Source organism: Pseudonocardia autotrophica (assembly GCF_003945385.1).
GTDB classification, from domain to species: Bacteria; Actinomycetota; Actinomycetes; order Mycobacteriales; family Pseudonocardiaceae; genus Pseudonocardia; species Pseudonocardia autotrophica.
The window spans coordinates 870,193-892,994 of the sequence record NZ_AP018920.1 but is presented as its reverse complement, the minus strand read 5'-3'; the positions used below and the strand labels follow the sequence as shown (position 1 = coordinate 892,994).

The window sequence follows — 22,802 nt, the reverse complement described above, 5'->3', positions numbered from 1 at the left end:
TGGCCGGCCGGAGGCCGGCCCGCCCCCTCGGATCGTGATGCCTCGGTGTGACTCTCTTGATCTTGGGGTGTTCTTGGTCTGATCGGTGTAGTCGCTCTCGGTTCTGGTCTTCTGCTCGCTCTCGCTGCTGGTACTGCTCGTCTCGGCGTGGCCGCTGCTGGTCAGGCTGCTCGGGTTCATGGCTGGGTCCTGTTCTGGGGCTCGTCGGGGACGAGGTGCAGGCCGCTCGGCGCCTGCTGCGGGGTGTCGCGGAGCTGCTGGAGGGCTCGGGCGGCGGTGCCCCGGCCGACCTGGGCGAGGTCTTCCAGCTCCCGGACGGTGGGGAGGGCGCCGTTGTGCTGGCGGTGGGTGAGGGCGGTGGTGCGGGCGCGCTCCTGCGCGCCCGCACCCGACCCGCCCGTCCCACCAGTCGTCGACCGGTCCCGCCGGACCGCCGGACGGGGTGCCGGGTGGGATACCGGCCGCGGCGGGCCCGGGATCACCGGCCCGTCCAGCGCGGGTGGGACACCTATCCCGCGTCCCACCGTGTCCGGACGTTCCACCGGTGCCGGACCGGACGGCGGGACGGTGATCGTCGCCTGAACACGGGCTCCGGACACCTCGCCGGGCGCGGTCTGCGCCCGGCCGGCCTCGGCGGCCGGCGCGTCGGCGGAGCGGGTGTCGGCGAGGAGGTAGAGCAGGTGCGCGACGACGGCCGCGGCGATCGCGGGCCACGCCCCGACACCGAACCGCAGCACCGCGTCCGCCTCGACCGGCGGCGCCCCGGGCGCCGGGGCGGGCCCCGCAAGGAACATCGCCTGCGCCAGACCCGACAGCCCGGCGGCGACGATCACCACCGACCAGGCGTAGCGGGCCGCGCCGCCCCGCAGCCGAGCGGTCGCGGTGTAGGCGACCAGCGCCAGGCCATCGGTGATCAGCGGGTAGATCCACGCCACCCCGACCGGGACCCGCGCAGCCACCGCCACCTCGAACAGGCCGTGCGCCGTCGCGACCGCGGCGCCGATCGCGACGGCCAGGCCCGGAAGCCACACCGCCGCCTGACCCCACCGCCCCGCACCACTACTGGTGGTCATCCGAGCGCACCCCCGATCGGGCTCGCGACGGCCCGAGCGGGCTCGGGTGGGGCTTGGTCGCGGTGCTGCGCCCACCAGCCGGTGATCGCGGTTGCGTGCTCCAGCCCGGGCACCGGGACCGGCGCTCCACCGGGGGCCGACCAGCCGGGGCGGGTCTGGTGGGCCTCGATCGAGCACGACCCCGCGCTCTTGCGGATCCGGGCGGTCACGCCGGGGCGCTGGCGGTCGTGCCAGTCCCCGGCCGCGGCGACCGAGGCGTCGGGGCCCTGGTAGGCGGCGAGCCAGGCGTGCATCAGCCACAGCAGTTCCTCGACCACGTCCGGGTGCCAGAGCCAGCACTCGGGCAGCACCGAGGCGCCGTCGGGGTAGCGCAGGAACACCACGCCGAGCCACGCGGTCAGCTCGTCGACCAGCCCGGCAACCTCGCCGGGGTCGGTGGGGGCGAGCAGCCACGACGGCGCCGGCGGCTTCGTCTTCCTGCCAATCACGGTCTTCAACGTGTCTGCGGTCCGGGCGGCCATCTCGTCGAGCCGGTCCACTCGGGCGGTGAGCGGGTCCAGGCCGTCGACCCGGCGGCGGAGTGAGTCGACCTCGCGGGCCAGACCGGCCACGACGACCTCACTCGCCGAGCCCTCGGGGGTCTGCGGGGGTGGGGGCATCACCGCTCCCACCCCGCCCCGTCTACGTCCGCCGCGGGGGCCCGCCCCGCGGGCCGCTCCTCGGACCCTGCCAACTCGACGGCGTCGGCCTGGGTCTGGCGGACCAGCTCGCAGACCCGGTTCATCTCGGCCTCGGTCAGCGGCCAGACCCCGCCCTCGGCCGCGTGGTCGGGGGTGAGCCACAGCCCGCCCGCGAACGCCCCCGGGCCCTCGTCGAGCACCCGGCCCCGGTCACTGCGCTCGTCGGTGCACACATCCTCGCGCGGGTGGCCGTCGTCGGGGGTGTTCACGCGGTCCTCCTCGTCGTCCTGGTGCTCGGTGGTGTCGGGACCGTGGTTGGGGCGCTGGTCGGTGCGGTGGTCGAGCGCGGCGGCCTCGGCCGTCGCTTCGGCGGCCAAGACACGGGCGTCGTGCGCAGCCGTGGCCTCGCGGTGCGACCGCTCCCGGGCGACGATCACCAACCGGGGCTGCGGATCACACGCGGTCCGGTTGGTCAGCTCGTCCAGGCCGACCCGGTGAGCGCGGTAGCCCCACATCTCCGCGTCCGAGTGCAGCCCGGCCAGCCGGTCCCGCTCGGTGATCGCCGACGTCCCACGCGCCTCGCGCAGCGCCGCGATCGCAGCGGCGCCGGCGCGGGTGCGGGCGGCGGCGACGGTCTCCCCACCGGTGAAGTCGACCCAGCCGAAGCGGGCGCGGGCGTCGTCGAGATCGAACTCGTCGAGGTGCCACCCCGACGACGGCCGCCCGTGGGCACCGGTGGCGTCGCGCAGGTAGGAGGCGACGACCTGCTCGGCGTCCGCCCGGCCCCCGGGCAGCTCGGCGGCGAGGCGGTCGACGGCCTGGGCCGGGGTCCACAGCTCGTAGCGGTCGTTCATCGCTGCCACCGCCCGTCACCGGTCGGGCCGTCGGGGCCGTCGCTCGGAGACGGTTCGTGCAGCACGACCTCCTCGGCGACCTGGTCGACGTCGTTGCCGCGGCGGATCGCACGCAGCTCGGCGAACATCCGGTTCGACGACCGCACCCGCTCCAACGTCTCTCGGAATCGCTGCGGCCAGTGCGCGGCGAGCACCACCAGAGCGCGTTCGAGCTGGGCGTCGGCCCACACCCGGATCGCCTCGTTGCGGCGATGGCGGCGGGACTCGGCCTCGACGCGGCGCATCAGCCGCGCCCGACGACGGACGTCCAGGCGCTTCCACGCCATCCGGACCCGGCCGATGACCGGGGCGATCCCCCGCCGGATCACCACCACCCGCCCGGCAGGCAGGTTCGCGATCTGGGCCGGGGCGAGCACCGGTACCTTCCGCACGCTGCGGGAGGCGACCCGGCCGTGCTCGTCCGTGGTGGAGACGCGCTCGTCGCGCTCTCCGGCGAGGGTGGACCAGAACTCCAGGTCCGCCTTGTCCCGCGTCCCGCCGAAGATCATGACGGCGGCGGTGTTGTTGAGGATCGTGGCGGCCTTGTGCTCGCCCCAGCGGGCGAGGAGCTGGGCGCGGGACTGGAACGCGCACAGGATCGTCACCCCACGCCCGCCCATGTCGGCGGTCCAGGACTCCAGCGGGACGGGGCTGATCAGGGCGGCCTCGTCGAGGAACAGTCCGAGCGGCGGGTCGAGCCGGCCCTTCGGCTGCCCGGCCGCCAGCCGTCGGGCTTCGCGGGCGATGTGGCCGGTGAGGGCGCAGACCAGGGGTGCGGTCTGGGCCTCCTCGGCGCCGAGCAGGAACACCGTCGCCCGCTCCTCCAGGAGGCGGGCGACGTCGAACCCCGCGCCCGGCTCGGCCGCCGCCGCAGCGGCCGGATGGGTCAGCCAGCCCAGGGCGGGCATCACGCTGGAAGTGATCGAGCTACGGGTGCGTTCGTTGGTGGTGACGAACTGCATCGCGTCCTGCTCGAACGCGGTCACCCCGGAGCGGCGCAGCAGGGCGGGGACCTCGCGGCCGGCGGCGTCGGGGTCGGCGACCCACCCGAGGACGTCGGCCATCCGACGGTCGCCGAGTGCGGCGGCGTGCAGCAGGGCTGCGAGGACGCGGCGGGCCTGACCGTCCCAGAACTCCCGATCCCCACCACCACCGGAGGCGACGGCGGCGAGCATGTCCGTCGCCCGCTCCGTGGCCGTTACGGGGTCGGTGCAGCCGGTGAGCGGGTCGAACGTGATCGTGCTCGTGCGGTCGCCGAGCCCGGCGGGGTTGAACACGAACACCTCACCCCGGGACTGGCGGCGCAGCGGCGCGCACAGATCCAGCAAGTCCGTGCGGGTCGAGGTGACCAAGGCGGCGCCGGGGGCGTCGAGGACGCGCCCGGCCAGCCAGCCCGTCTTCCCGGTCCGGGGACCGCCGACGACGATCACTACGTCCTCGACCAACGCCCACACCCGCAGCGCCCCGGTGCGGCACAGCTCGACCGCGGCCTCGGTGGTCGCGAGCCGCCACCGCTGCATTCGGGGCAGCTCGGCCAGCGAGGGCCGGACGGTGCCGGTACGGCGGCGGACAGCGAGGGTCCCTGCGTGGCGGAGGATGTCCAGCGACGAGGCCACTCCGACCTTGCGGCGGGACCGGGACGCCCAGCGGGAGACGGTGGCGGAGGAGCGGGTCCAGCGGTGCCACACGATCGCCAGGGCCAGCGCGGCCACGGCGACGAGGGCAGGCCAGGACAGAGCGGTGACCATCGTCGCTGCCGGGAGCAGTGCGACCGCGGCGAGGCCGGCGGCCAGACCGCGGGCACCGCGCGACCAGGCCAGCAGCGCGCCTCCGGCGAACGCGGCCAAGACCAGAGCGGTGGAACTGAACAGGATGCTCATCAGTCCTCCACCCCCGTCCGCTCGACCCACGCCGCGACGTCCGCCCGGTGGCGGGTGCAGGTGTCGGCGTGGCCGGTCTCGTTGTCGGTCGGGTGGGACTCGAACGGGCCGTCGTCGGTCACCTGTTCGCCGCACGTGGTGCAGCGCCAGTACGCCGACGGCGTCCGCCACGACCGGATCCCCTCGCGCTCGGGGTCCGGGACGCGGCCGCACACCAGCCAGTCGAACGCCGCCTCCCCCACCGGCACCCCACCGGTCGGCAGGCCCAGGACCGCGCCGATCTCATCCCACGACCGCCCGGCCGCCCGCGCGGAGCGGGCGTAGTCGTAGAGCTGGGCCTCGGCCACCGTGCGGGTAAGCAGCGCGGCCCGGACCCCGGCCAGCGGGTCGTCGAGCCTGCGGTCGGGGAAGATCGTGAACCCGGGGATCGGGACCTCGGACTCGGTCGTGCCGAGCACCTCGACCGCGATCCGGCGGACCAGCTCCCGGATCCGACCGGCGGCCTGCCCGGACTCGGTAACCCCGAACGTCTCGCTCATCACCGACCACCCCCGGCGGGGATCGCAAGGGCGGCGGCCCAGCGGTCCACGGTCCGGCGGGTCACGCCCAGCGTGCGGGCGATGTCGCCGCGGTCGGCCCCGGCGGTGAGCGCCGTGTGGCCCGCGGCGATGACCGGGGCCCGGTCGGCACGCGGCGACGGGCCGGGCACCACAGCGGAGCGCTCGGCTCGACCGGGTCGGCGGGGCGTCGCCCGGCGGGCGCGGCGGCGCTCGTCCTCGGTCAGCCCACCGGCGATCCCGTGCGGCTGCTCGACGTTGGCCCACGCCCGGCATGCGGCCAAGACCGGGCACACCCGGCACACAGCGAGCGCCCGCCGCTCCGCCGCCGCCAGAGCGGCACCGTGGGTCGGAGTCGGGAAGAACAGATCGGGCTCGACGTCCCGGCAGGCCGCGCGGGCCGGCCAGTCCAGCTCCTCGCCCCGTGCGGGGACCGGGTCTACGGTGAACACCTCTCCTACCTCCATGTGTTGGTTGGTGAGAGCGGCCCGGCGGTCGTGTTCCGCCAAGATCCCGTCGCCGGGCCGTCCCATCTCCTGCGTCTGCTGCTGCTCGTTCACGGCTGTCCCCGCTCCGGGGCTCGGGCTGGGGCCGTGAACAGCCCCAGCAGCCCGTCCTCGATCCGGCGCTGCTCGTCCCGTTCGGCCGCGGTGTCGCGGCCGGTGCGGGCGCCGGGGATCACCTCGGCCAGGTGCGCGAGCCGGACCGGCCGGGGCCGGCCGTCGAGCAGGCACACCGCGATCTGCCGCGACGGGCACTCCTGGCGGCGCAGCACCGGCCACCCGCACGCCGGGCACCGGCCCGCACCCGGCACGTAGTGCTCGACCACCACCTGCAGCCGGCCCGTGCGACCGGTCAGGCGCAGCAACCGCGGGTCCAGGTCCTCGGGTCGCGCGACCCGCTCCGGCGCCGTCCACTCCGGCGACGGACGCCCGGTCACGCCGACCACCCACGCGCCTCGTCCAGGGCCGCGGTCGCCCTGGCGTCGGTGAGGCCGTAGCGCAACGACGCCGCCTCGACCGGCTCCGGGACCCGCCCGAGCGCGTCCGGGCACAGCACCGACCCGTCGAGGTGGGAGAAGTCCGGGCAGCGGCCGGCGCGGGCGGGCCACCCCGAGGGCGGGGCGTCGACGACGGGGCCGGCGCAGCCCGGGCACACCAGGTCGGTCACGTCGACCAGGTCGACGGGGTCGTCGCCCAGGTCCACGATGGGCGGGCCGGGCAGGAAGATCGCGGTCATGCTGGCCTCCAGAAGTGGTGAGGAGGGTCGGCCGGTCCGGCCTCCCGGTGGCGGCGTCCCGTCCGCCACCGCGCCGTCAGGCGCGCACGGCCTCCGAGGCTCGGACTCAAGGGCCGGCCGAAGGTCGGTCGCGCAGCGACGCGTAGCGCCAGCGGAGCGCCCTTGAATCTGAGTGAGGCCGGGCCAAACTCGGGCCGGACGGCCCTCCGCCCCGCCGCAGGCGGGTCCACCAGTGGTCTCGGCCCGCCCGGCCGTGAGGGCGAGGTCTCCCGCTCCGGGACCGGCGGCCGCGGTCACGACCCCGCCCCGGTGGTCCCGGCGCTGTTCAGCGCAGGTGTCGCCGCCCGGTCGAACGCCGAGATGAACGTGCTGATCGCCTCCGGCAGCCCGGCACCGACGGGCGTGGCGATGAACAGCGCCAGCGCGATCAGCGAGAAGGCGACCGCGCCGATCGCGACCCGCGCCTTCGCGCAGATGAACGCCCCGAGTACCGCACCGAGGATGAGCACACCGACGCTGCCCATCAGGACGCGCTCCCCCGGGTCGCGGGGACCCACGCGGCGACATCGACAACGGCCTGCTGGCTGACGGCGGCGCTCACCATCTCGTCGAGAACCCGTGCCGGGATGATCAGTCGGCCGCGGACTCGGAGCGCGGGGAATTCACCATCGCGAATTGCGCGGTACAGCGTGACGGGCGAGGTTCCGATCAACTTCGCGGCGTCGGGAACGCTGTAGAAGGTCGGGCCGACCGCCGCGGCGGTGTCGACACCCTCCCTGGTAGACGGACTGTTCACTGGGCTTCTCCTCTCGAACTACTGCTCCCTGTTGGGCAGTGGAGATAGCCTGAGTCCTGTTCTGACGTAGAACCCGGAAGGAAATTCCGGGGTACTTCCGGCCAAGTCGGGGAGGGTGGTTGCCATGCGCGGAATGACGACGGCGATGGCCATCGGCGAGCGGATCGCCTTCTACCGGCGGCGGCGTGGGCTCTCGCAGCTTGTGCTCGCCGGTCTCATCGGTCGGACCGAGGACTGGCTCAGCAAGGTCGAGAACGGGCGGATCGACCTCGATCGGCTGTCGGTCATCCGGCGGATCGCCGAAGCTCTCGACGTCGCGATCGGGGATCTGGTCGGTGAGCCGACCCTCCTCGAGTGGACGGCGGACAGCGGGGTTCAGACCGTCCCCGCGCTCCGCTCCGCCCTCATGGACTACCGGCAGATCACTCCGCTACTCGCGGGCCCGGCAGCTCCGGGCGAGGCAGCCGACCTCAACTCGCTGGAGGCGGACGTCTCGGCGATCTTTGACGCGTACCAGGCGAGCCGCTACGGCTACGTCACCGGCCGGACTCCCCTGGTCCTCAGCGACGCGCTGACCGCTGTACGCAACGCGGAGCAGGCGGACCGTCGGAGGGCGCTCGCTCTGCTGGCGCTCACCTATCAGGTCGCGGTGTCGGTCCTGACGAAGCTGGGAGAGACCGACCTGGCGTGGATCGCGTCCGAGCGCGGTCTGGCTGCAGCACAGGAGTCGGAGAGCCCGGTTGTACTCGGCTCGCTATTCCGGTCCGTCGCCTACGCCCTGCACTCGATCGGGAGGTTCGCGGCGGGCGTCGACCTCGTGCGGACCGCGGCGGGCGTCCTCGAAACGCATCTGAGTAGCCGGACCGACGAGTCCTTCCTCTCGGTCTACGGCACGCTGTTCCTGACCGGGGCCGTCGCTGCGGCTCGGGCCGACGATCGAGCCTCGGTGAACGCCTTCCTCCGCGAAGCTGAGGACAGCGCGCACCGAGTCGGGCACGACACCAACGCGATGTGGACGGCGTTCGGACCAACGAACGTCGCTCTCCACCGCATGACGACGGCGCTTGAGCTCGGCGACGTCCAGGTGGCGGTCGACCTCGCGCCCACGATCGACGCCTCGGGCCTTCCTGCTGAGCGTCAGGTGCGGCACGCCATTGAGACGGCCCGGGCCTACGCGGCGAGAAACCGCCGCGACGACGCTCTCTCGGTGCTGCTCCAGGCCGAGCGGATCGCTCCGGAGCAGATCCGACACCATGCCCGCAGCCGTCAGCTCGTCCTCGGATGGGTGAAGACCAATCGAGGGCATCGGGATACCGCACTCGACGATCTGGCGGGCCGGCTCCGCCTCGTCTGATCGACCCAACGAAGGTCACTGGGACGAGCGCTGCGCGACCGACCCAAACCCGGCGCCGCGGTCGTCCACATCGGATCCGCCGCGGCCGACATGTGATGCCGGCGGCTACAGCGCCGGTCCGCACCCCTGGATCGTTAACCTCGCGGTTCTGTCCCGACCGGAGGAACATCACGGTCAGCAAGGTGCTTTCCAGCTACGTCGCCGACACCGAGTTCTTCTTCAACCAGCTCTCTGACGACCGCCGGAAAGACCTACCGAGTACGCGCTCACACGTCGCGCCGCCGCCCTCGGGCCACCGCCCAGCTCACCGCTGGGAGGGTGCGAGCGGCACCACCCACTGACCACACGACCACACGGCTGTCCCCTGCCAGCGCAGTTGGGGGCCAGCCCTACCTTCTCGCGCTTCCCGCCTTGCACGCTCGCGAACGACCGCGAGAGCAGGTCCCAGGCCAGCAGCACCCAGACAGCAGCAGTCGTAAGCTCGCACGGTGTCTGACCCGAGCGAAACGTTCGCTACCCCCCGCGTCGCCGCAGGCGCCCTCTTCCTCGACAACAGCAGCCGGATCCTGCTCGTACACCCCACCTATAAGGACACCTGGGACATCCCCGGTGGGTACGTCGAGCGCGGCGAGTCGCCGGCCGCCGCCTGCCGCCGAGAGATCGCCGAGGAACTTGGGCTGGACCGGAACCCCGCGGCGCTGCTCTCCGTCGACTGGGCACCGAGTGAGAAGGAGGGCGACAAGCTCCTCTTCATCTTCGACTGCGGCCAGATCGGCGAGGACACCAAGCGGATCCAGCTCGCGGAAGACGAACTCGACAGGTGGGCGTGGGTTGCTCTCGGCGATCTTGACTCTTACGTCATCCCGCGGCTTGCCCGTCGTCTGCGCTCCACTGCCGAGGGCGGACCCCGCTACTTGGAACACGGCGGGGCCCTGAACAGCGCTTACTAGACCGCACACCGTCCCGGTCTTCTAAAGCGGGTGCCGCAGGTTCGAATCCTGCCGGGGGCACTACACCGTGACCAGCGGAAACGCTGTTCAGACACCGGTCGGAAGCCGAGATCCCACGTCGTGTCCCGCGGCACCGGACCAGGTGCCGCCGGCATCTCAGTCGCGCTGTTCGTCGCCGCCGTCGTCGTCAGGGATGCCTCCAGAGCTATTGCGAGCGCCGCGTGAATACCGGCGCGCTTGTCTCATCGCGTACAGATGCCCTGCTCTGAGTCGTCGATGTACCACTGGGGCGCGATCAGGTGCGGATAGCGGCCGCCGAGTTCGGTCAGCTGGGCTTCGATCGTCTCCTGGCAGTCGGTGTGCGCGAAGACCGGGAAGAACCTGCCCGACGCTCTGTCCGCGAGATGAGCCGGTTGCACGAGCAGATCGAGGATCCGGCGCCGTCGCCGATGGGCGTCATGGGCATCGCGCAGGGCAGGGCCGTCGAGCCAGCACAGTGACCACAGCCCCGACACCGCCGCCGATGTGCGGATCCCCATCGGTACCACTGGTGGAGGCCCTCCCGAGGGGCCCAGGACGGTGTCGGTCTCGTGGCCGCCGCCCGGGAACAGCGTGGGCAGGCCGGCGTCGAGGCCGCGGCGGACCCAGATGCCGAGCAGGGGGGCGTTCCGAGCCGGGTCACCGACGTAGCGTCGCTGGTGGGCCAGGTACTCACTCGCCTGTTCCACGGCGACCTCCGCGTAGTCCACGCTCGGGATCAGGAGAAGCGCGGCCATTTGGGTACCTCTCTTCCTTCGTACTGTTCTGTCACTCGTGGCCCCGGGGCGGGCCGCGCCGTCCGCGGACGGCGCGGCCCGGGGGAGGCCGGGCGGCTAGAGGTGCGCCGCGTGGGTCGTCGCTGCGGAGGCGTCGGCTCCGGGCTGCCACAGCTGCCACCCGGTGGGGCTGTAGCGGTGCCACGTCCCGCCGGCATGTTCCTGGGCAGCGAGGCCGACCCAGTCGTTGCCGAACATGTGGTGCAGCACTGCGTGGCGGGCGATGAGGGTGTCAAGCCTGGACAGCGGCGCCTGTACGAGGGCGAGCAGACGTTGTGGCTCGTGCCGGATGTGGTGTCCGTCGGTGAGGGACTGCCAGGGCAAGCCGGTCCGGAGGTCGCTGGTGGGACCGGACATCACCCCCAGGCCACCGCCGACGACGTTGTGCTGGGCCTTGCTGCCCGCGCCGAAGGCGTCCTGGTCGACGGCGGCGAAGTAGTACTGGCTGTTGATCCAGTGCGCGACGACCAGCGGCGCGGTGAGGATGGTCTCCAGGACGGAGCCGGTCGGGTCGAGGTCGGCGTCGTAGTCGTGGAGGAACACCCGGCTCCGCAGATCGACGCCGCGGGTGCGGGCGCGGGGCGCGATCAGGAAGGCCGCGTTGTCGGCGAGCCCCCATTCCGGGAAGACCTGGGCCCAGTCCCGGGCCCTGGCACGGGTGTGGCGCGCCGCGCGCCGGGGCTGGGCACGCACCGGGGCTCCCGGCAGGACGGCGCACCGTTCCGCGGCCAGCCGGGCACCGGCCGTGCGGAGGTCGGCGGTGAGCGCGTCGACGTCGGGGCGGTGGGTGTCGGGCAGGAGGTGGGTGTCGAGCAGGCGGACGGTGTCGGTGGTGGTGTCGTGCTCGGCCGCGACGAACCAGGTGTCACCGGGGACGGAGATGCCGTGGTCGGCCAGGTGCAGGCGGACCTGCGGATCGTTCAGCAGAGCCGCGGCGGTGCGGGCGTTGGGGCCTCCGGGGTGGCCGCCGCAGGCGCCGCAGTCCAGTGCCGCCTGGTACGGGTTGTTGTCGGTGTGCGCACCGTGCCCGCAGAGCACCACCAGCCGCGCGAAGCCGCCGGTCAGGCCCATCAACGTCAGCATCGTCTCGGCGGTCGCGGCCCGTTCGGCGACGGTGAGGTCGTCGGCGACCGAGATCTCGGTCTGCGGGGCGGGAGCGATGCGGCGGGCCCACCACGAGCGAGCGGCACCGGCGGCGCCGGGGGCGAAGGTCTTGGCCGCGGCAAGTGGCCCGGCCAGCCACCCGGCGGCTTCGGCGAGCACGAACGGCGCCACCAGGTCGTCCTTGGCGGCGTGCAGGGAGTTCTCGGCCGCGGCGAGCACCCGCCGCCCGGCCAGTGACCGCTCGGCCGCCCGCTGCCGGCCGGGAGAGGGAAGCTCGGTGACGGTGTGCCGGGGAGCGATCGGGCCGGGGCACTGGGCCCGCGCGGTGCCCCCGGCGAGGTCGCGGTACCGCATGGCGACGGCGAAGAACCCGGCGAAGCCCAGGGTCCGGTAGTTCCCGAGGGTCTCCAGGTGCCGGCGCAGCCCTTCGGAACGAGGGTCGATGCAGCACACCACCTGCGCCTGCGGCCGGGCGTCGGGCTGCTCGGGCAGGGGGCGGTCGAGGAGGCGCAGCAGCCGGCTGCGGTAGTGCTCCTCGTAGGCATCCAGCCAGACGAGTGCCCGCTGGTGCACCGGCAACTCATCGAGGAGCTCCGCCAGCGCGGTGCGCTGGGCGGCGTGGGTACCCGTGATCTCCAGCGCCGACAGCAGGTGCTGGGCCCGGCCGAGCGGATCGACGGTGGCCTGCCCGACCTCGGACAGGTCGGTGCGGGCCAGGGCCCAAGCGGTGCCGTGGGAATGGGTGCCGGCGAGCACCGCGGCTTCGGCGCCCAACCGCAGCGCGAGGTAGTCGACGAGGTCGATGCCCTCATCCGCCTGCTCCCCGCGCCACCGGACGTGGGCGGCGAAGCCGGGAAGGCGGGTCAGGTGGGCCTGCAGGTAGTGGGTCCTCCGGTCGTCCGGGACACCGAGCGCGGCCAGCGCCTCCAGGACCGCGTCCTCGGCGCGCTCGGGCAGGTGCCGCAGCCGCTCCCGCACCGGCCGGGGCAGCGTCGTGTCGTGGGCGGCCAGCGCTCGCCACGCGGGGTAGAAGCCGCGATCCCGGCCCGGCATCCGCCAGGTGGCCTGGCCCTCGTCCAGGAAGGCCGAGCACCACTGGATCGTGTGGGTGTCGAGCAGACCGGCGAGGTCGGGGGCCAGTGCCTCTGCGGCGGTGCGTGCCCGACGGTGCGGCGGGGGGCAGGCGATGCCCCGCTGCAGGTCGGCCAGCAGCAGGTCGACCGGATCGTGGACACGGTCGCCGAGGGCGAGCGGGCTCCGCCGCAGCACTGCGGGGTGGCGGCGGGTCAGCGCAGCGCGCAGGTCGTCGTCGGTGATCCGGCCGCGCTGCCACGCGGCCCGCAGCCAGGTCTCGTCCGGGGTGGCTCGCGCCCCCAGCAGGTCTCCGGCGTGAGTGGCCGCCTCGCTGAACGGGCGGTCCAGCAGGCCGAACAACGGGTTGACGGCGATGAAGTCGGCCAATGGCCAGGTCGAGGCCAGGAACGCGGCCGCGTCGGCGATCTCGGCACGCACTGCTTCCGCCCGCGTGACGACGTCGGTCACCGCATCGAGGTCCAGATCGGTGGCGGGGCTGGTGGTCATGGCTGGGAACCCTTCTGAGCGAGCACGACGGGACCGTCGGCGATCTGTGCGGGCGTGGGGAACCGGAGGCGCCGTCTGCGCCCAGCGGCCGGTGAACCGCGGGTCATGCCCGCGCCCCTTCCGGCCGAGGCGCTGGTCGTGGGCCCGGTACCGGCCGCGGCAGGTGCGTCGGGGCGGTGGTCGGCGTGCGCTGTTGGCCGGCGGACAGCGCCGCCACGTACAGGCGGTCGCGCCAGGGGCCGAGACCGATCGCGGGCGCCAGGTGGAACAGCAGCGCCGCCGTCACCAGCACGGCGAGCACGGCCATCAGGGCCCAGGCCGACACCGCGGCGGGCTCCATCGCGGGCAGGCTCGGCCCGAGGACCACGGTGACCGCGTCCACCACGGCCAGGTATGCCACGGCCGCACCCGGCACCACGATCATGGCCGCGACCAGAGCACCGGGGGTCGGGTGACGACGCAGCCAGCCCCACGCCAGCCGCGCGGCGGTGACTGCGGCGAAGACCAGCAACGCCGCGCTGCCGGCATGCAGCGGGAGCAACCAGGCCGCGACCCCCACCGCCGCGACGGCGACGGCCCCGGCGACCACTGCGACCTGCACCGTCCGCGCACGAGTCAGCCGAGGCGCGGGTGGAGCCAGGGTGTGGGTCACATGGCGCTGCACCGCGGTCCCCGAACCGAGGAACAGCGCCGCCTTGAACAGGCCGTGTGCCACCAGGTGCACCACCGTCGCCGCGTAGAGGCCGAGCCCGCAGGTGACGAGCATGAACCCCATCTGGCCGATCGTGGAGTGCACCAGCGCACCCTTGATGTCGGGGCGGGCGAGCATGATCGTGGTGGCGGCCACGACGCTGACGGCTCCGAAGGCGAACGCCAGGTGCGTCGCGACCGGCGACGCACCGACGATCGGCGAGAGCTTCACCAGCAGCACCCCGCCGGCGTTGACCACACCGGCGTGCAGCATCGCCGACACCGGGGTCGGTGCCGCCAGGGTCGCGGGCAGCCAGCGGTGCCAGGGCATCTGCGCGCACCGCACGGCCGCGGCGATCACCAGCGAACAGGCCACCACCGTGCCCACCACGCCGCCGAGGGCGCCATCGTCCTGGTGGCGCAGGTCGAGATCCCCCCACGACGCGACCGCGAGACCGACCCCGAGCCACAGCGCGACGTCACCCACGAGGAACGCGCGTGCGGTGCGGCGGGTGGCCTCGACGGCCGAGGGTGCCGGGCGGTACATGCCCACCAGCCGACACAGGACCACCCCGCTCAGCGTCCACGCCACCGCGAGGGTGACCAGGGTCGCCGCGGTCACCATCGCCGCGGTCGCGGCGGTCAGTGCCCCCGCCGCGACGGCGAAGCGGGCCGCAGCCGGGTCACCGTGCAGGTAGCGGCGGGCGAAGGCCTGGACCACGGCGCTGACCGTGCACACCAGCAACAGCACGACCGCGCCGACGTGGTCGACGACCAGCCCGGCCCGTGCCTGCCCGTCGGGATCGGCCAGCACCATGTCGACCGGCCCGCCGACCATCACCGTCACGGCCAGCACTCCCGCCAATGCGGTGGCCACCAGCGCCGCTGCGGCACCCAGCACGGGTGCCCGACCCCGCAGCCACCGGATCGACCCGGCCGCGGCCGCGGCGGCGGGTACGGCCACGACGGCGAGCAGCATCATCCCCGTCATCCCCGCGCACCTTCCCGATCCGTGCGCGCCGTCTCGGCGTCAGCAACCCGACCGGGCGCCCCCGGCACGGTCCCGCACAGGTCCGCCATCTCGTCGTCGCCCATGACACCCACCTCCCAAGCACGCTGTCGTTTACACGTGTTCTAATACGCGACATGATTAGTACGACACAGATGACGCGTATTAGGAAGCGTGACAAGCGTTACCTCGGGGTCGGTACAGTGGACGCCATGCAGGGGTGGACGTTTCTGACAAACCACGCCCACGTACTGCTGTGCGTGGTGCGGGATCCGGAGGCGCGACTGCGCGACGTGGCCGACATGGTGGGCATCACCGAGCGGGCGGCGCAGCGCATCGTGGCCGATCTGGTCGAGGCGGGATACCTGGAACGGACCCGACAGGGACGCGGCAACCACTACCGGCTGCACCCCGACGTGCCGCTCCGGCACCCCATGGACCGCGACACCGCCATCGGGCAGCTCGTCACCCTGCTCACCGGCATCGACGCCCGGTCCGGCGACGTCGCATGACCCTCGCCGTGCACCCCTACGCGGGCGCACGGATCGCACTGGCCACGCGGCATGGCAAGCAGCGGGCCCTCGGGCCCGCCTTGGCGCGAACCCTGGGCATGCGTCTCGTGCTCGCCCACGACGTCGACACCGACCAGCTCGGCACCTTCACCGGGGAGACCCCCCGCACCGGTACGGCGGCAGAGACCGCGGTCCGCAAGGCGCGCCTGGCGATCGAGTCGACCGGCCTCGGCCTTGCCGTGGCGAGCGAAGGCTCCTACGGCCCGCACCCGTCCGCGCCGATGTTGGGCGCCGGCCAGGAGATCCTCGCCTTCCTCGACACGGTGCGGGACATGCACATCCTCGAGAGCCGAACGACGCCGACGAACTTCGGCCACACCACGACCACCCGCATCGACGAGGAGACCGACGCCTACCTGACCCGCATCGGTTTCGGAGACCACGCGGTCGTCGTCCGCCCCCACAGCTCTCCCGAAACGGGCGCGATCCCCCTCCACAAGGGCGTCCGTACCCGCGCCGGCCTGTGCGTGGCGATCGGCCGGTGCGCCGCACACTCCGACGACGGCCTGGCGCGGGTGGAAACCGACATGCGCGCGCACGTCAACCCCACCCGCATGCGGGAGATCGGCCTGCTCGCAGATCGACTCGCGTCACGCCTGGCCACGCTGTGCCCGGCCTGCGGCGCCCCCGGATACGGCCCGGTGGGTCACGAACCCGGTCTGCCCTGCGACACCTGTGGCGAGCCGACCTGGCTCACCCTCGCGACGATCCACGGGTGCGCCCGCTGCTCGCGTCGCAGCCGCCACCCCCGCCAGGACGGCCGTCGCGGCGCCGATCCCACGTTCTGCGAGTGCTGCAACCCCTGACCCCGTGAACGACGCCCGCGGCGCCGACCCGTCAGCCTCCTGCGGACGGGCCGCCGCACGTCCGAAGGAGAGTCACCTCCGTGATCCCCATGACCGCCGCCACGATCGCCGCCGCCACCGACGGCCGTCTCGTCCCGGGAACCGAACCGTCGACGACGGTGACCGCCCCGGCGAGCATCGATTCCCGCCGCGTCCACCCCGGCGGGACCTTCGCCGCGCTGCCCGGTCGGCGCACCGACGGACACGACCACGCTCACGCGGCCCTCGCCGCGGGGGCCGCGCTGGTCCTCGCCGGACGTCCGGTACCTCCCCCGGCCGTCCAGGTCGCTGACGTCACCCGCGCGCTCGGACACCTGGCCCGCCACGTCTCAGAACGCCTACAGGCAACCGTCATCGGGATCACTGGCTCAAACGGCAAGACCACGACGAAGGACCTCGCCGCCCAGGTCCTGACACACCGCGGCCCTGTCACCGCCACCGACCGATCCCTCAACAACGAGCTCGGCTTCCCGCTCACCGTCCTGCGGGCCACCCCCGACACGCGCTACCTCGTCCTGGAGATGGGCGCCCGGGGCCGCGGCGACCTCAGTCACCTGTGCGACCTGGTTACACCCCATGCCGGAGTCGTGCTCAACGTCGGCACTGCCCATCTCGGCCAGTACCCCGACGGGCAGGCCGGGATCGCGCAGGCCAAGAGCGAACTCGTCACCGGACTCCCCCGCGCCGACGACGGCGGGCTGGCCGTGCTCAACGCCGACGACCCGCTGGTCGCCGCGATGGCCCCTCTCACCCCCGCCCGCATCGGATGGTGGAGCGGGCGCCCCCGCCCGGACTGCGTCTACGCACAGGACGTGCACGTCACACCACAGGGCCGGCCGTGCTTCACCGTGCACACCCCCGACGGCTCCGCACCCGTCGCGCTCCGTCTGACCGGCCGCCATCAGGTCGGCAACGCCCTCGCGGTCGCCGCACTCGCCCACGGACTCGGCCTCGACCACGACACCATCGCCCGCGCCCTGAGTGCCGCCGAACCCCCTGGTGGTGGACGCATGCAGACCATCGTGCGCGGAGACGGAGTCACGCTCCTCCACGACGCCTACAACGCCAACCCAGACTCCATGACCGCCGCCCTGACCACCCTGAGCAGCATGTCCGCCCGCCGGCGGATCGCCGTCCTCGGTGAGATGGCCGACCTGGGCAGTCACGCCGCCCACGCCCACCACCGGCTCGGGCTGGCCGCCGCGCGAGCCGGACTCGACGTCCTGGTCACCGTCGGCACCCAGACCGCGCCCCTGATCGCCGACGCGGCCGGCACCGGGTGCCGCTCCCTCGACGTCATCTCCGTTCCCGACGCCGAGGCCGCCCGCGCCGTGCTCGAGCCGATCCTTCGTGCCCATGATCTCGTCCTGATCAAGGCGTCCCGAACAGCCCGTCTCGAACAGCTCGTCGCCGCGCTCGGCGGCCGCTGAGCTGCATCGCACTACGGCCCGCTCGACGGATTCGATCACCGATCGACGCTCTCGGCCCCCGCGGGCCGGGTCCGGTGAGCAATGGACGGAGAGAGGCGCTGACCACTCCTGTCCCGGGGTCAGCACAGCCCTGTGTGGGGCCGCTCGTGGGACGAACCACAAGGCATCCGAGACCACCATGGACAGCACCCGAGAACCTCAGGCCCCGGTAGTACCGCCGGGGCCGGTGCGGATCACACACCGGCCCGGCCTCCTAAAGCGGGTGTCGCAGGTTCGAATCCTGCCGGGGGCACCACCACCTGACCAGCGGAAACGCTGTTCACAGGTGCGGACGGATCCACGCCGTGGAACGGATCGTGGAACGAATCCGCTCGGCGTTCCGCTGCATGCCCCCGCGAAAGCGCAGGTCACCCGGCCACATCGAGGAGCTGCCGAGCGGCTCCTTCCGCGCCGTCGTGTTCGCCGGCCTGAACCCGCAGTCCGGCCGCGAGCGACGGATCCGAGAGACGGCGCGTACGCACGCCGAGGCGACGAAGCTGCTCACCAAGCTCCAGCGCCAGGTCGACGAGAACAAGCAACCCAAGTCGTCGATCACCGTCGGCCAGTCCGTCGCGCAGTGGCTGGAGGTCGCGGACCTCCAGACCACGACCCGCGAGCGGTACGACGACCTGATTCGCCTCTACGTGCTGCCGACCTTCGGGATCCTCCAGGCCGGCAAGCTCGACGCCGAGCTGCTGGAGCGCTTCTACGCTCGTCTACAGAAGTGCCGGGAGCTGGTCTCGAGCATTGCTCTTCCTGATCTTCGAAGACGCCGACAACGACTGATGTGCGAGCGATGATCGTCCGTGACGGCGCTGTCGGCTGCAGCGATCAGGACGGCGGAAAGTCCTCTCGCAGCGCTTCGGAGATGCACACGTGCAGCCGCTCGCGCGCCTCCTGCAGTTCTCTCATCCGTTGGTCGAGCCGGTCACGTTCCGCTTCGAGGAGGTCGACCAACTCGGGTGCCACCTCGCCGGAGTCAGCGAAGGGAAGCACGTCGCGGATGGTCCTGCTGGGCAGCCCCGAGGAGTAGAGCCGCTGGATCAGTCTGACCCGTTCGACGGCGCCCGCCGGGTACACGCGCTGTCTGGCGGGGTTACGCGTGGAGTGCAGCAGGCCCTGCTGCTCGTAGTAACGCAGAGCCCGGACACTGACCCCCGCCCGCGCGGCGACCTCCCCGATCCGCACTCCGACCTCCCGACCGGTCCAGATCGCGACTTGCCCCTGACGCCCACGTCAGGTCCTAGCGTACCGGCATGATCGATCACGCGAAGAAGACCATCGTCGTCCTGGGCGCCACCGGACAACAGGGAGGATCGGTCGCCGCGGCGCTGCGGACCGACCACTGGACGGTGCGCGCGCTCGTCCGCGACCCCTCGAGCCGCCGGGCACGGTCGCTCGCCGACGCGGGTGTCGAGACCGTGCCCGGCGATCTCGCCGATGCGGACACGCTCCGCGCCGCCTTCGTCGGCGCACACGGCGTGTTCAGCGTTCAGCCGAACTCGGGCCAGGCCGGCGCCGTGGTGACCGACGACGACGAGGTCCGCTTCGGCACGACGGTCGGCGACATCGCCGAGGAGAGTGGTATCGCCCATCTCATCTACAGCTCCACGGCCGCCGCCGGACCGACCTCCACCGGCGTCGCCCACCTCGACACCAAGAGCCGCGTCGAGGCCCACCTGCAGACTCTGGGTGTTGCCACCACGGTCGTGCGGCCGGCCACCTTCATGGAGCTCCTGCTCGGCCCGGGAACCGGGCTCGACCGGGGAGGCCTGAGCTTCCTGACCAGTCCTGACCGGACTCACCAGTTCATCGCCGTGCGCGACATCGGCCGGATCGTCGCCGGGGCCTTCGGGGCCCCCGGCCACTACGCGGGCCGCACCCTGGACATCGCGGGCGACGCTCTGACCGGCCGCGAGCTCGCCGCGAAGCTGACACGGGCCGCGGGACGGCCGATCGGCTACACCCGCCTTCCGGCCTCGCTGCGGCAGCAGGACGAGGTCCTCGGGCGGCTGGCGGTTCTGGCGGAGGACGGCAGGCTGGCCGGAGCTGCCGACCTGGACACGTTGCGCGCTGCCTTCCCCGACCTGCTGACCTTCGATCGCTGGCTGGCAGGACCCGGATCCCGCCGGCTCGAGGAAGCACTCCGCACCTCCGAAACCGCGCACTGACCCACGCCCGGGTTCGCGCCGACGCCTCGTCACTTCATTGCTCCGCCGTACTGCGACGTTATTGTCCTACAAGACTCTTCGCCCGTAACTTCGACGACGTAGGCTGATGCGCAACCACCGCATTGTGCCGCCATCCGCGCGGCGCCCCCGGCTCGGCGCGCAGCCCTGCACGGCATCGTCGACCAGTACGTCGACGCCGAGCACCGCGACCACCCCGAGACCGGATGCCCCTCGGCCGCACTCGTCTCCGACGCCGGCCAGCACGGCACCGCCGCGCAGGCCGAGTACCGCCGCGGCCTGAGCGGCTACTTCGACGCCATCGCGGATACGGTGATTGAGCTTGACCCCCTGACACCGGACACGTCACCTGAGGCGGACCCGGTCCGCCAGGGAGGTGCAGGGGGCCAAGCTCACGATGCCGATGACCTCGACGAGTCCGATCAGCGATCGCTGGTGGCTCTGCTCCCCGAGCGGACTTGATCGATATAGATCTCCTAATGATCAAGAGACCCAGGTGTCAACCCTCTCCGTCAGTTCTAGACCTGAAATTTGACACTGCCGGGGCGCTACTGCCGGGGCACTACACTTTGACCAGCGGAATCGCTGTTCGCCCTCATGGTCAGCGGGTGAGTGCGATACCCGCGGCGACGAGCCGGCGGCGCCACACACGGAGGTCGGGAGTGTCGGCGGCGGCCGCAACGATGCGGTCCGGGCGCAGCAGCACGGCGTCGGCGCGCAGGTGGTCGAGCAGGGCCAGCGCCGCGGTGTCGGTGTCGGACACGCGCACGACGCCGGCGCCGAGCTCCTCGAAGAACGCCCTGGTCTCCGGATCGAACGCGGCGGTGCGGTCCGGGCCGCGGTGCACGATCGCCCAGCCCTCCCCGGTCAGGTCGTCCAGGCGCGTGCCGCCGATGTGCGGCTGGCCGAACACGTCACCGGTGCGCTTGCCGCGCCGGCCGGCGTCGTGCACGAGCGGGCCGGGTCCGAAGGTCGGCCACTGCTTCGCGACGAGCTTGTCCTCGGCCCCGAGGAACCGGCTGATCGTGCGGATCGCGGCGTTGCGCGCGCGGGTCGCCGGCGCCGGGCCACCGGTCATCAGGGTGCCGACCGAGATGGCGAGCCGGACCGCGTGGCGGGCGTACGGGCGGCGCTCGGCCTCGTAGGTGTCGAGGATCCGGTCCTCGGCCCGTCCGGTGAGGACAAGGGCGAGCTTCCAGACGAGGTTGGCCGCGTCGCGGATGCCCGCGCACATCCCCTGGCCGATGAACGGCGGGGTCTGGTGCGCGGCGTCGCCGAGCAGGAACAGCCGTCCGTTGCGCCACCGGTCGGCCACGACGCCGCGGAAGGTGTAGGTGGTCCGGCGCAGGAAGGTCAGCCGGTCGGGGTCGGCGTCGGCCAACCATGGCCGGGTGAGCTCGAGGACCATCGCGTCGTCGCCGTCCCCGGGCAGCTCGTCGGGCCGCAGCTGGAACTCCCAGCGGTACCGCGTCGGGGTGACCTGCATGAACGTGGCGGCGCGGTGGTTGTCGCAGACCTGCTGCACGCCGTCGTAGAGGTCGAGCGGCTCCGGGGACTCGACGTCGACGACGAGCCACCGCTGCTCGAAGCCGAGGTCCTCCATCTGCGCACCGACCGCGGAGCGGGTCGTGCTGTTGGCGCCGTCGCAGCCCAGCACCGCATCGGCGGAGACCTCGTGCACGGTTCCGGTGGCGGTGTCGCGGTAGCGCACGCGCACCGGCCCGGCGTCGCCGTGGACCTGCGTGATCTCGACGACCTCGACACCGCCCTCGAAGCGGACGCACTCGTACCCGGTGAGGGCCTCGCGCAGCACGCCCTCCAGGTCGGGCTGGTCGAACATGTTCGCCTCGGGGTAGCCGTGCACGCGCCCGGTCGTGTCGCGACGGAAGTCGGCGAGCACGTTCTGCCGCCAGTCGGTCAGGCGCATGCCCGGGGCGGGCCGGGAGATCGCCCGGACCTGCTCCTGGAGTCCCATCGACGCGAAGACGCGGAAGACCTCGTCGTCGAAGTGGACGGCGCGGGGCAGCGGGTAGACCTCGGGCCAGCGTTCCAGGACGAGCGTGCCGATGCCGCGCCGCCCGAGCATGATCGCCGCGCTGGCGCCGGTGGGGCCGCATCCGACGACCACGACGGGCACGTGCTCCATGACTAGACCACCGTGTTCTTCTGGACACCCAGGTCGAGGGCCCCGTCGTCAGTGCGGATCGAGGCGGCCACGCGGTCGCCCGGCTTGAGGTAGGCGCGGCTGCGGGCCTGGGTCCGGACGAACAGCTCCCACCGCCTGGCCTCGGGCAGCAGGCCCGCGATCTTCTGCGTGACCGCGCCCGGGGGCTGCATCGCGACCCCGCCGGGCGTGCCGGTGAGGATGACGTCACCGACCGCGAACGTCTCGAGCTGCGAGAACTCCGTCAGCGTCGCGGCGGGCTCGAACACCATGTCGCCGGCGAGCGATCCCTGCCGCCGTTCGCCGTTGACCGTCAGGGCCAGGCGCAGCTCGGGCCAGCGCGCGACCTCGGCCCGCTCGGGCACACACAGGTACGGGCCGACCGGGCAGAACGTGCGGTAGCTCTTGCCCTTGTACCACTGGCCCTGCGGCAGCTGGACGTCGCGCGCGCTGACGTCGTTGGCCACGACGAACGCCCCGACGTAGTCCGGGAGGTCGGCTCCGGTGACCGTGACGGGCCCGGTGACGGGGGCGCCGATGACCAGGCCCAGCTCGACCTCGTAGTCCAGCAGCCGGACGTGGGGCGGGGTGACGATGTCGTCGTGGGCACCGGACAGCGACGCCGTCGACTTCGTGAACAGCATGTTGAAGGCGCGGTCCGGGTCCATTCCCGACTCGACCATGTGCGAGCGGTAGTTCGCGCCCTGGCAGTACACCCGCGCACCCGGCAGCGGGTTGAGCGGGGTGACGTCGACGAGCGGGACGGACGGGGCGTCCGGGTCGGCCAGCAGCTCGCGGGCGGCCTTCACCCCCTCCCCGAGCACCTCGGCCGTGGTGGCGTACTCGCCCGGCAACGGCAGGACGTCGTCGCCGCGGACCACGCCCCAGCCGTCGTCGTAGCGGATCAGGTTCGTGCTCATGGTCGTCGCTCCTCCGGTCTCC

23 protein-coding genes are annotated in these 22,802 nt (G+C 72.8%); 7 read left to right on the top strand and 16 right to left on the bottom strand.

Features of this window, described 5'->3' with window-relative positions:
- Positions 1 to 176: 176 nt before the first annotated feature.
- The 10 genes from Pdca_RS04395 to Pdca_RS04350 all read right to left on the bottom strand — a co-directional run bounded on the left by Pdca_RS04395 (position 177) and on the right by Pdca_RS04350 (position 7,118).
- A complete protein-coding gene (locus Pdca_RS04395; protein ID WP_125911258.1) occupies positions 177 to 1,073 on the bottom strand; it encodes a hypothetical protein in 897 nt (298 codons plus the stop codon).
- Positions 1,070 to 1,732 carry a hypothetical protein gene (locus tag Pdca_RS04390; protein ID WP_073577779.1) on the bottom strand — a complete coding sequence of 221 codons (663 nt, stop codon included), beginning with the start codon at positions 1,730 to 1,732 and terminating at the stop codon, positions 1,070 to 1,072. The genes Pdca_RS04395 and Pdca_RS04390 overlap by 4 nt, the downstream gene beginning before the upstream one ends.
- Positions 1,732 to 2,607, bottom strand: coding sequence for a hypothetical protein (locus tag Pdca_RS04385; protein ID WP_073577569.1), 876 nt, complete (start codon positions 2,605 to 2,607; stop codon positions 1,732 to 1,734). The genes Pdca_RS04390 and Pdca_RS04385 overlap by 1 nt, the downstream gene beginning before the upstream one ends.
- On the bottom strand, positions 2,604 to 4,526 hold the full coding sequence (locus tag Pdca_RS04380) for a type IV secretory system conjugative DNA transfer family protein (protein ID WP_073577568.1): 1,923 nt from the start codon (positions 4,524 to 4,526) through the stop codon (positions 2,604 to 2,606). The genes Pdca_RS04385 and Pdca_RS04380 overlap by 4 nt, the downstream gene beginning before the upstream one ends.
- On the bottom strand, positions 4,526 to 5,065 hold the full coding sequence (locus Pdca_RS04375; RefSeq protein WP_073577567.1) for a hypothetical protein: 540 nt from the start codon (positions 5,063 to 5,065) through the stop codon (positions 4,526 to 4,528). Before Pdca_RS04375 ends, Pdca_RS04380 begins: the two co-directional genes overlap by 1 nt.
- The gene (locus tag Pdca_RS37935) at positions 5,065 to 5,643 is read right to left on the bottom strand and encodes a WhiB family transcriptional regulator (protein WP_249044941.1); all 579 of its coding nucleotides are present in this window, start codon (positions 5,641 to 5,643) and stop codon (positions 5,065 to 5,067) included. The genes Pdca_RS04375 and Pdca_RS37935 overlap by 1 nt, the downstream gene beginning before the upstream one ends.
- Positions 5,640 to 6,023, bottom strand: a complete 384-nt coding sequence (locus Pdca_RS04365) for a hypothetical protein (protein ID WP_125911257.1) — start codon at positions 6,021 to 6,023, stop codon at positions 5,640 to 5,642. The genes Pdca_RS37935 and Pdca_RS04365 overlap by 4 nt, the downstream gene beginning before the upstream one ends.
- Positions 6,020 to 6,322, bottom strand: coding sequence for a hypothetical protein (locus Pdca_RS04360; RefSeq protein WP_073577565.1), 303 nt, complete (start codon positions 6,320 to 6,322; stop codon positions 6,020 to 6,022). Before Pdca_RS04360 ends, Pdca_RS04365 begins: the two co-directional genes overlap by 4 nt.
- 293 nt (positions 6,323 to 6,615) lie before the next feature.
- Positions 6,616 to 6,846, bottom strand: a complete 231-nt coding sequence (locus tag Pdca_RS04355) for a hypothetical protein (RefSeq protein ID WP_073577777.1) — start codon at positions 6,844 to 6,846, stop codon at positions 6,616 to 6,618.
- Positions 6,846 to 7,118 (bottom strand): helix-turn-helix domain-containing protein, encoded by a 273-nt coding sequence (locus Pdca_RS04350; RefSeq protein ID WP_073577564.1) that lies wholly within the window; start codon positions 7,116 to 7,118, stop codon positions 6,846 to 6,848. The genes Pdca_RS04355 and Pdca_RS04350 overlap by 1 nt, the downstream gene beginning before the upstream one ends.
- A gap of 145 nt (positions 7,119 to 7,263) precedes the next feature.
- Between Pdca_RS04350 and Pdca_RS04345 the strand changes: the two genes are divergently transcribed.
- Together Pdca_RS04345 and Pdca_RS04340 are read left to right on the top strand one after the other, a co-directional pair.
- Positions 7,264 to 8,472, top strand: coding sequence for a helix-turn-helix domain-containing protein (locus tag Pdca_RS04345; RefSeq protein ID WP_232021410.1), 1,209 nt, complete (start codon positions 7,264 to 7,266; stop codon positions 8,470 to 8,472).
- A gap of 488 nt (positions 8,473 to 8,960) precedes the next feature.
- Positions 8,961 to 9,422 (top strand): NUDIX domain-containing protein, encoded by a 462-nt coding sequence (locus tag Pdca_RS04340; protein ID WP_073577563.1) that lies wholly within the window; start codon positions 8,961 to 8,963, stop codon positions 9,420 to 9,422.
- A gap of 242 nt (positions 9,423 to 9,664) precedes the next feature.
- Here Pdca_RS04340 and Pdca_RS04335 read toward each other — a convergent pair whose 3' ends face one another.
- The 3 genes from Pdca_RS04335 to Pdca_RS04325 form a co-directional block, all read right to left on the bottom strand.
- Positions 9,665 to 10,198 carry a hypothetical protein gene (locus Pdca_RS04335; protein ID WP_073577562.1) on the bottom strand — a complete coding sequence of 178 codons (534 nt, stop codon included), beginning with the start codon at positions 10,196 to 10,198 and terminating at the stop codon, positions 9,665 to 9,667.
- Positions 10,199 to 10,294: 96 nt separating this feature from the next.
- The gene (locus tag Pdca_RS04330; RefSeq protein WP_073577561.1) at positions 10,295 to 12,922 is read right to left on the bottom strand and encodes a DUF2309 domain-containing protein; all 2,628 of its coding nucleotides are present in this window, start codon (positions 12,920 to 12,922) and stop codon (positions 10,295 to 10,297) included.
- Positions 12,923 to 13,025: 103 nt separating this feature from the next.
- On the bottom strand, positions 13,026 to 14,603 hold the full coding sequence (locus Pdca_RS04325) for a proton-conducting transporter transmembrane domain-containing protein (RefSeq protein ID WP_073577560.1): 1,578 nt from the start codon (positions 14,601 to 14,603) through the stop codon (positions 13,026 to 13,028).
- A 230-nt stretch (positions 14,604 to 14,833) separates the two neighbouring features.
- Here Pdca_RS04325 and Pdca_RS04320 point away from each other — a divergent pair, with 230 nt between their 5' ends.
- The 4 genes from Pdca_RS04320 to Pdca_RS04300 all read left to right on the top strand — a co-directional run bounded on the left by Pdca_RS04320 (position 14,834) and on the right by Pdca_RS04300 (position 18,307).
- The gene (locus Pdca_RS04320) at positions 14,834 to 15,133 is read left to right on the top strand and encodes a helix-turn-helix transcriptional regulator (RefSeq protein ID WP_073577775.1); all 300 of its coding nucleotides are present in this window, start codon (positions 14,834 to 14,836) and stop codon (positions 15,131 to 15,133) included.
- Entirely contained in the window at positions 15,130 to 15,999 is an 870-nt protein-coding gene (locus Pdca_RS04315) for a DUF6671 family protein (protein ID WP_073577559.1), read from the top strand. The genes Pdca_RS04320 and Pdca_RS04315 overlap by 4 nt, the downstream gene beginning before the upstream one ends.
- Positions 16,000 to 16,088: 89 nt before the next feature.
- Positions 16,089 to 17,468, top strand: a complete 1,380-nt coding sequence (locus Pdca_RS04310) for a UDP-N-acetylmuramoyl-tripeptide--D-alanyl-D-alanine ligase (protein WP_232021621.1) — start codon at positions 16,089 to 16,091, stop codon at positions 17,466 to 17,468.
- 344 nt (positions 17,469 to 17,812) lie between these two features.
- Positions 17,813 to 18,307 (top strand): hypothetical protein, encoded by a 495-nt coding sequence (locus Pdca_RS04300; protein WP_085915224.1) that lies wholly within the window; start codon positions 17,813 to 17,815, stop codon positions 18,305 to 18,307.
- A 31-nt stretch (positions 18,308 to 18,338) separates the two neighbouring features.
- On the opposite strand, the gene Pdca_RS04295 is transcribed toward Pdca_RS04300, so the two are convergent.
- Positions 18,339 to 18,695: a MerR family transcriptional regulator gene (locus Pdca_RS04295; protein ID WP_085915223.1), complete on the bottom strand. Its 357-nt coding sequence runs from the start codon at positions 18,693 to 18,695 to the stop codon at positions 18,339 to 18,341.
- Between the two features lie 68 nt (positions 18,696 to 18,763).
- Here Pdca_RS04295 and Pdca_RS04290 point away from each other — a divergent pair, with 68 nt between their 5' ends.
- Positions 18,764 to 19,678, top strand: a complete 915-nt coding sequence (locus Pdca_RS04290; RefSeq protein ID WP_166665896.1) for an NmrA/HSCARG family protein — start codon at positions 18,764 to 18,766, stop codon at positions 19,676 to 19,678.
- Between the two features lie 619 nt (positions 19,679 to 20,297).
- Here Pdca_RS04290 and mhpA read toward each other — a convergent pair.
- Positions 20,298 to 21,842: a bifunctional 3-(3-hydroxy-phenyl)propionate/3-hydroxycinnamic acid hydroxylase MhpA gene (gene mhpA, locus Pdca_RS04280; protein WP_085915222.1), complete on the bottom strand. Its 1,545-nt coding sequence runs from the start codon at positions 21,840 to 21,842 to the stop codon at positions 20,298 to 20,300.
- A gap of 2 nt (positions 21,843 to 21,844) precedes the next feature.
- Entirely contained in the window at positions 21,845 to 22,780 is a 936-nt protein-coding gene (locus Pdca_RS04275) for a fumarylacetoacetate hydrolase family protein (RefSeq protein ID WP_085915221.1), read from the bottom strand.
- Positions 22,781 to 22,802: the final 22 nt, after the last annotated feature.

Bases quoted from the DNA above. Each gene is read 5' to 3' on its own strand.
- Pdca_RS04395 (WP_125911258.1), bottom strand. From the start codon at position 1,073: ATGACCACCAGTAGTGGTGCGGGGCGGTGGGGTCAGGCGGCGGTGTGG.
- Pdca_RS04390 (WP_073577779.1), bottom strand. From the start codon at position 1,732: ATGCCCCCACCCCCGCAGACCCCCGAGGGCTCGGCGAGTGAGGTCGTC.
- Pdca_RS04385 (WP_073577569.1), bottom strand. From the start codon at position 2,607: ATGAACGACCGCTACGAGCTGTGGACCCCGGCCCAGGCCGTCGACCGC.
- Pdca_RS04380 (WP_073577568.1), bottom strand. From the start codon at position 4,526: ATGAGCATCCTGTTCAGTTCCACCGCTCTGGTCTTGGCCGCGTTCGCC.
- Pdca_RS04375 (WP_073577567.1), bottom strand. From the start codon at position 5,065: ATGAGCGAGACGTTCGGGGTTACCGAGTCCGGGCAGGCCGCCGGTCGG.
- Pdca_RS04360 (WP_073577565.1), bottom strand. From the start codon at position 6,322: ATGACCGCGATCTTCCTGCCCGGCCCGCCCATCGTGGACCTGGGCGAC.
- Pdca_RS04355 (WP_073577777.1), bottom strand. From the start codon at position 6,846: ATGGGCAGCGTCGGTGTGCTCATCCTCGGTGCGGTACTCGGGGCGTTC.
- Pdca_RS04345 (WP_232021410.1), top strand. From the start codon at position 7,264: ATGGCCATCGGCGAGCGGATCGCCTTCTACCGGCGGCGGCGTGGGCTC.
- Pdca_RS04335 (WP_073577562.1), bottom strand. From the start codon at position 10,198: ATGGCCGCGCTTCTCCTGATCCCGAGCGTGGACTACGCGGAGGTCGCC.
- Pdca_RS04330 (WP_073577561.1), bottom strand. From the start codon at position 12,922: ATGACCACCAGCCCCGCCACCGATCTGGACCTCGATGCGGTGACCGAC.
- Pdca_RS04325 (WP_073577560.1), bottom strand. From the start codon at position 14,603: ATGACGGGGATGATGCTGCTCGCCGTCGTGGCCGTACCCGCCGCCGCG.
- Pdca_RS04320 (WP_073577775.1), top strand. From the start codon at position 14,834: ATGCAGGGGTGGACGTTTCTGACAAACCACGCCCACGTACTGCTGTGC.
- Pdca_RS04315 (WP_073577559.1), top strand. From the start codon at position 15,130: ATGACCCTCGCCGTGCACCCCTACGCGGGCGCACGGATCGCACTGGCC.
- Pdca_RS04310 (WP_232021621.1), top strand. From the start codon at position 16,089: ATGACCGCCGCCACGATCGCCGCCGCCACCGACGGCCGTCTCGTCCCG.
- Pdca_RS04290 (WP_166665896.1), top strand. From the start codon at position 18,764: ATGATCGATCACGCGAAGAAGACCATCGTCGTCCTGGGCGCCACCGGA.
- mhpA (WP_085915222.1), bottom strand. From the start codon at position 21,842: ATGGAGCACGTGCCCGTCGTGGTCGTCGGATGCGGCCCCACCGGCGCC.
- Pdca_RS04275 (WP_085915221.1), bottom strand. From the start codon at position 22,780: ATGAGCACGAACCTGATCCGCTACGACGACGGCTGGGGCGTGGTCCGC.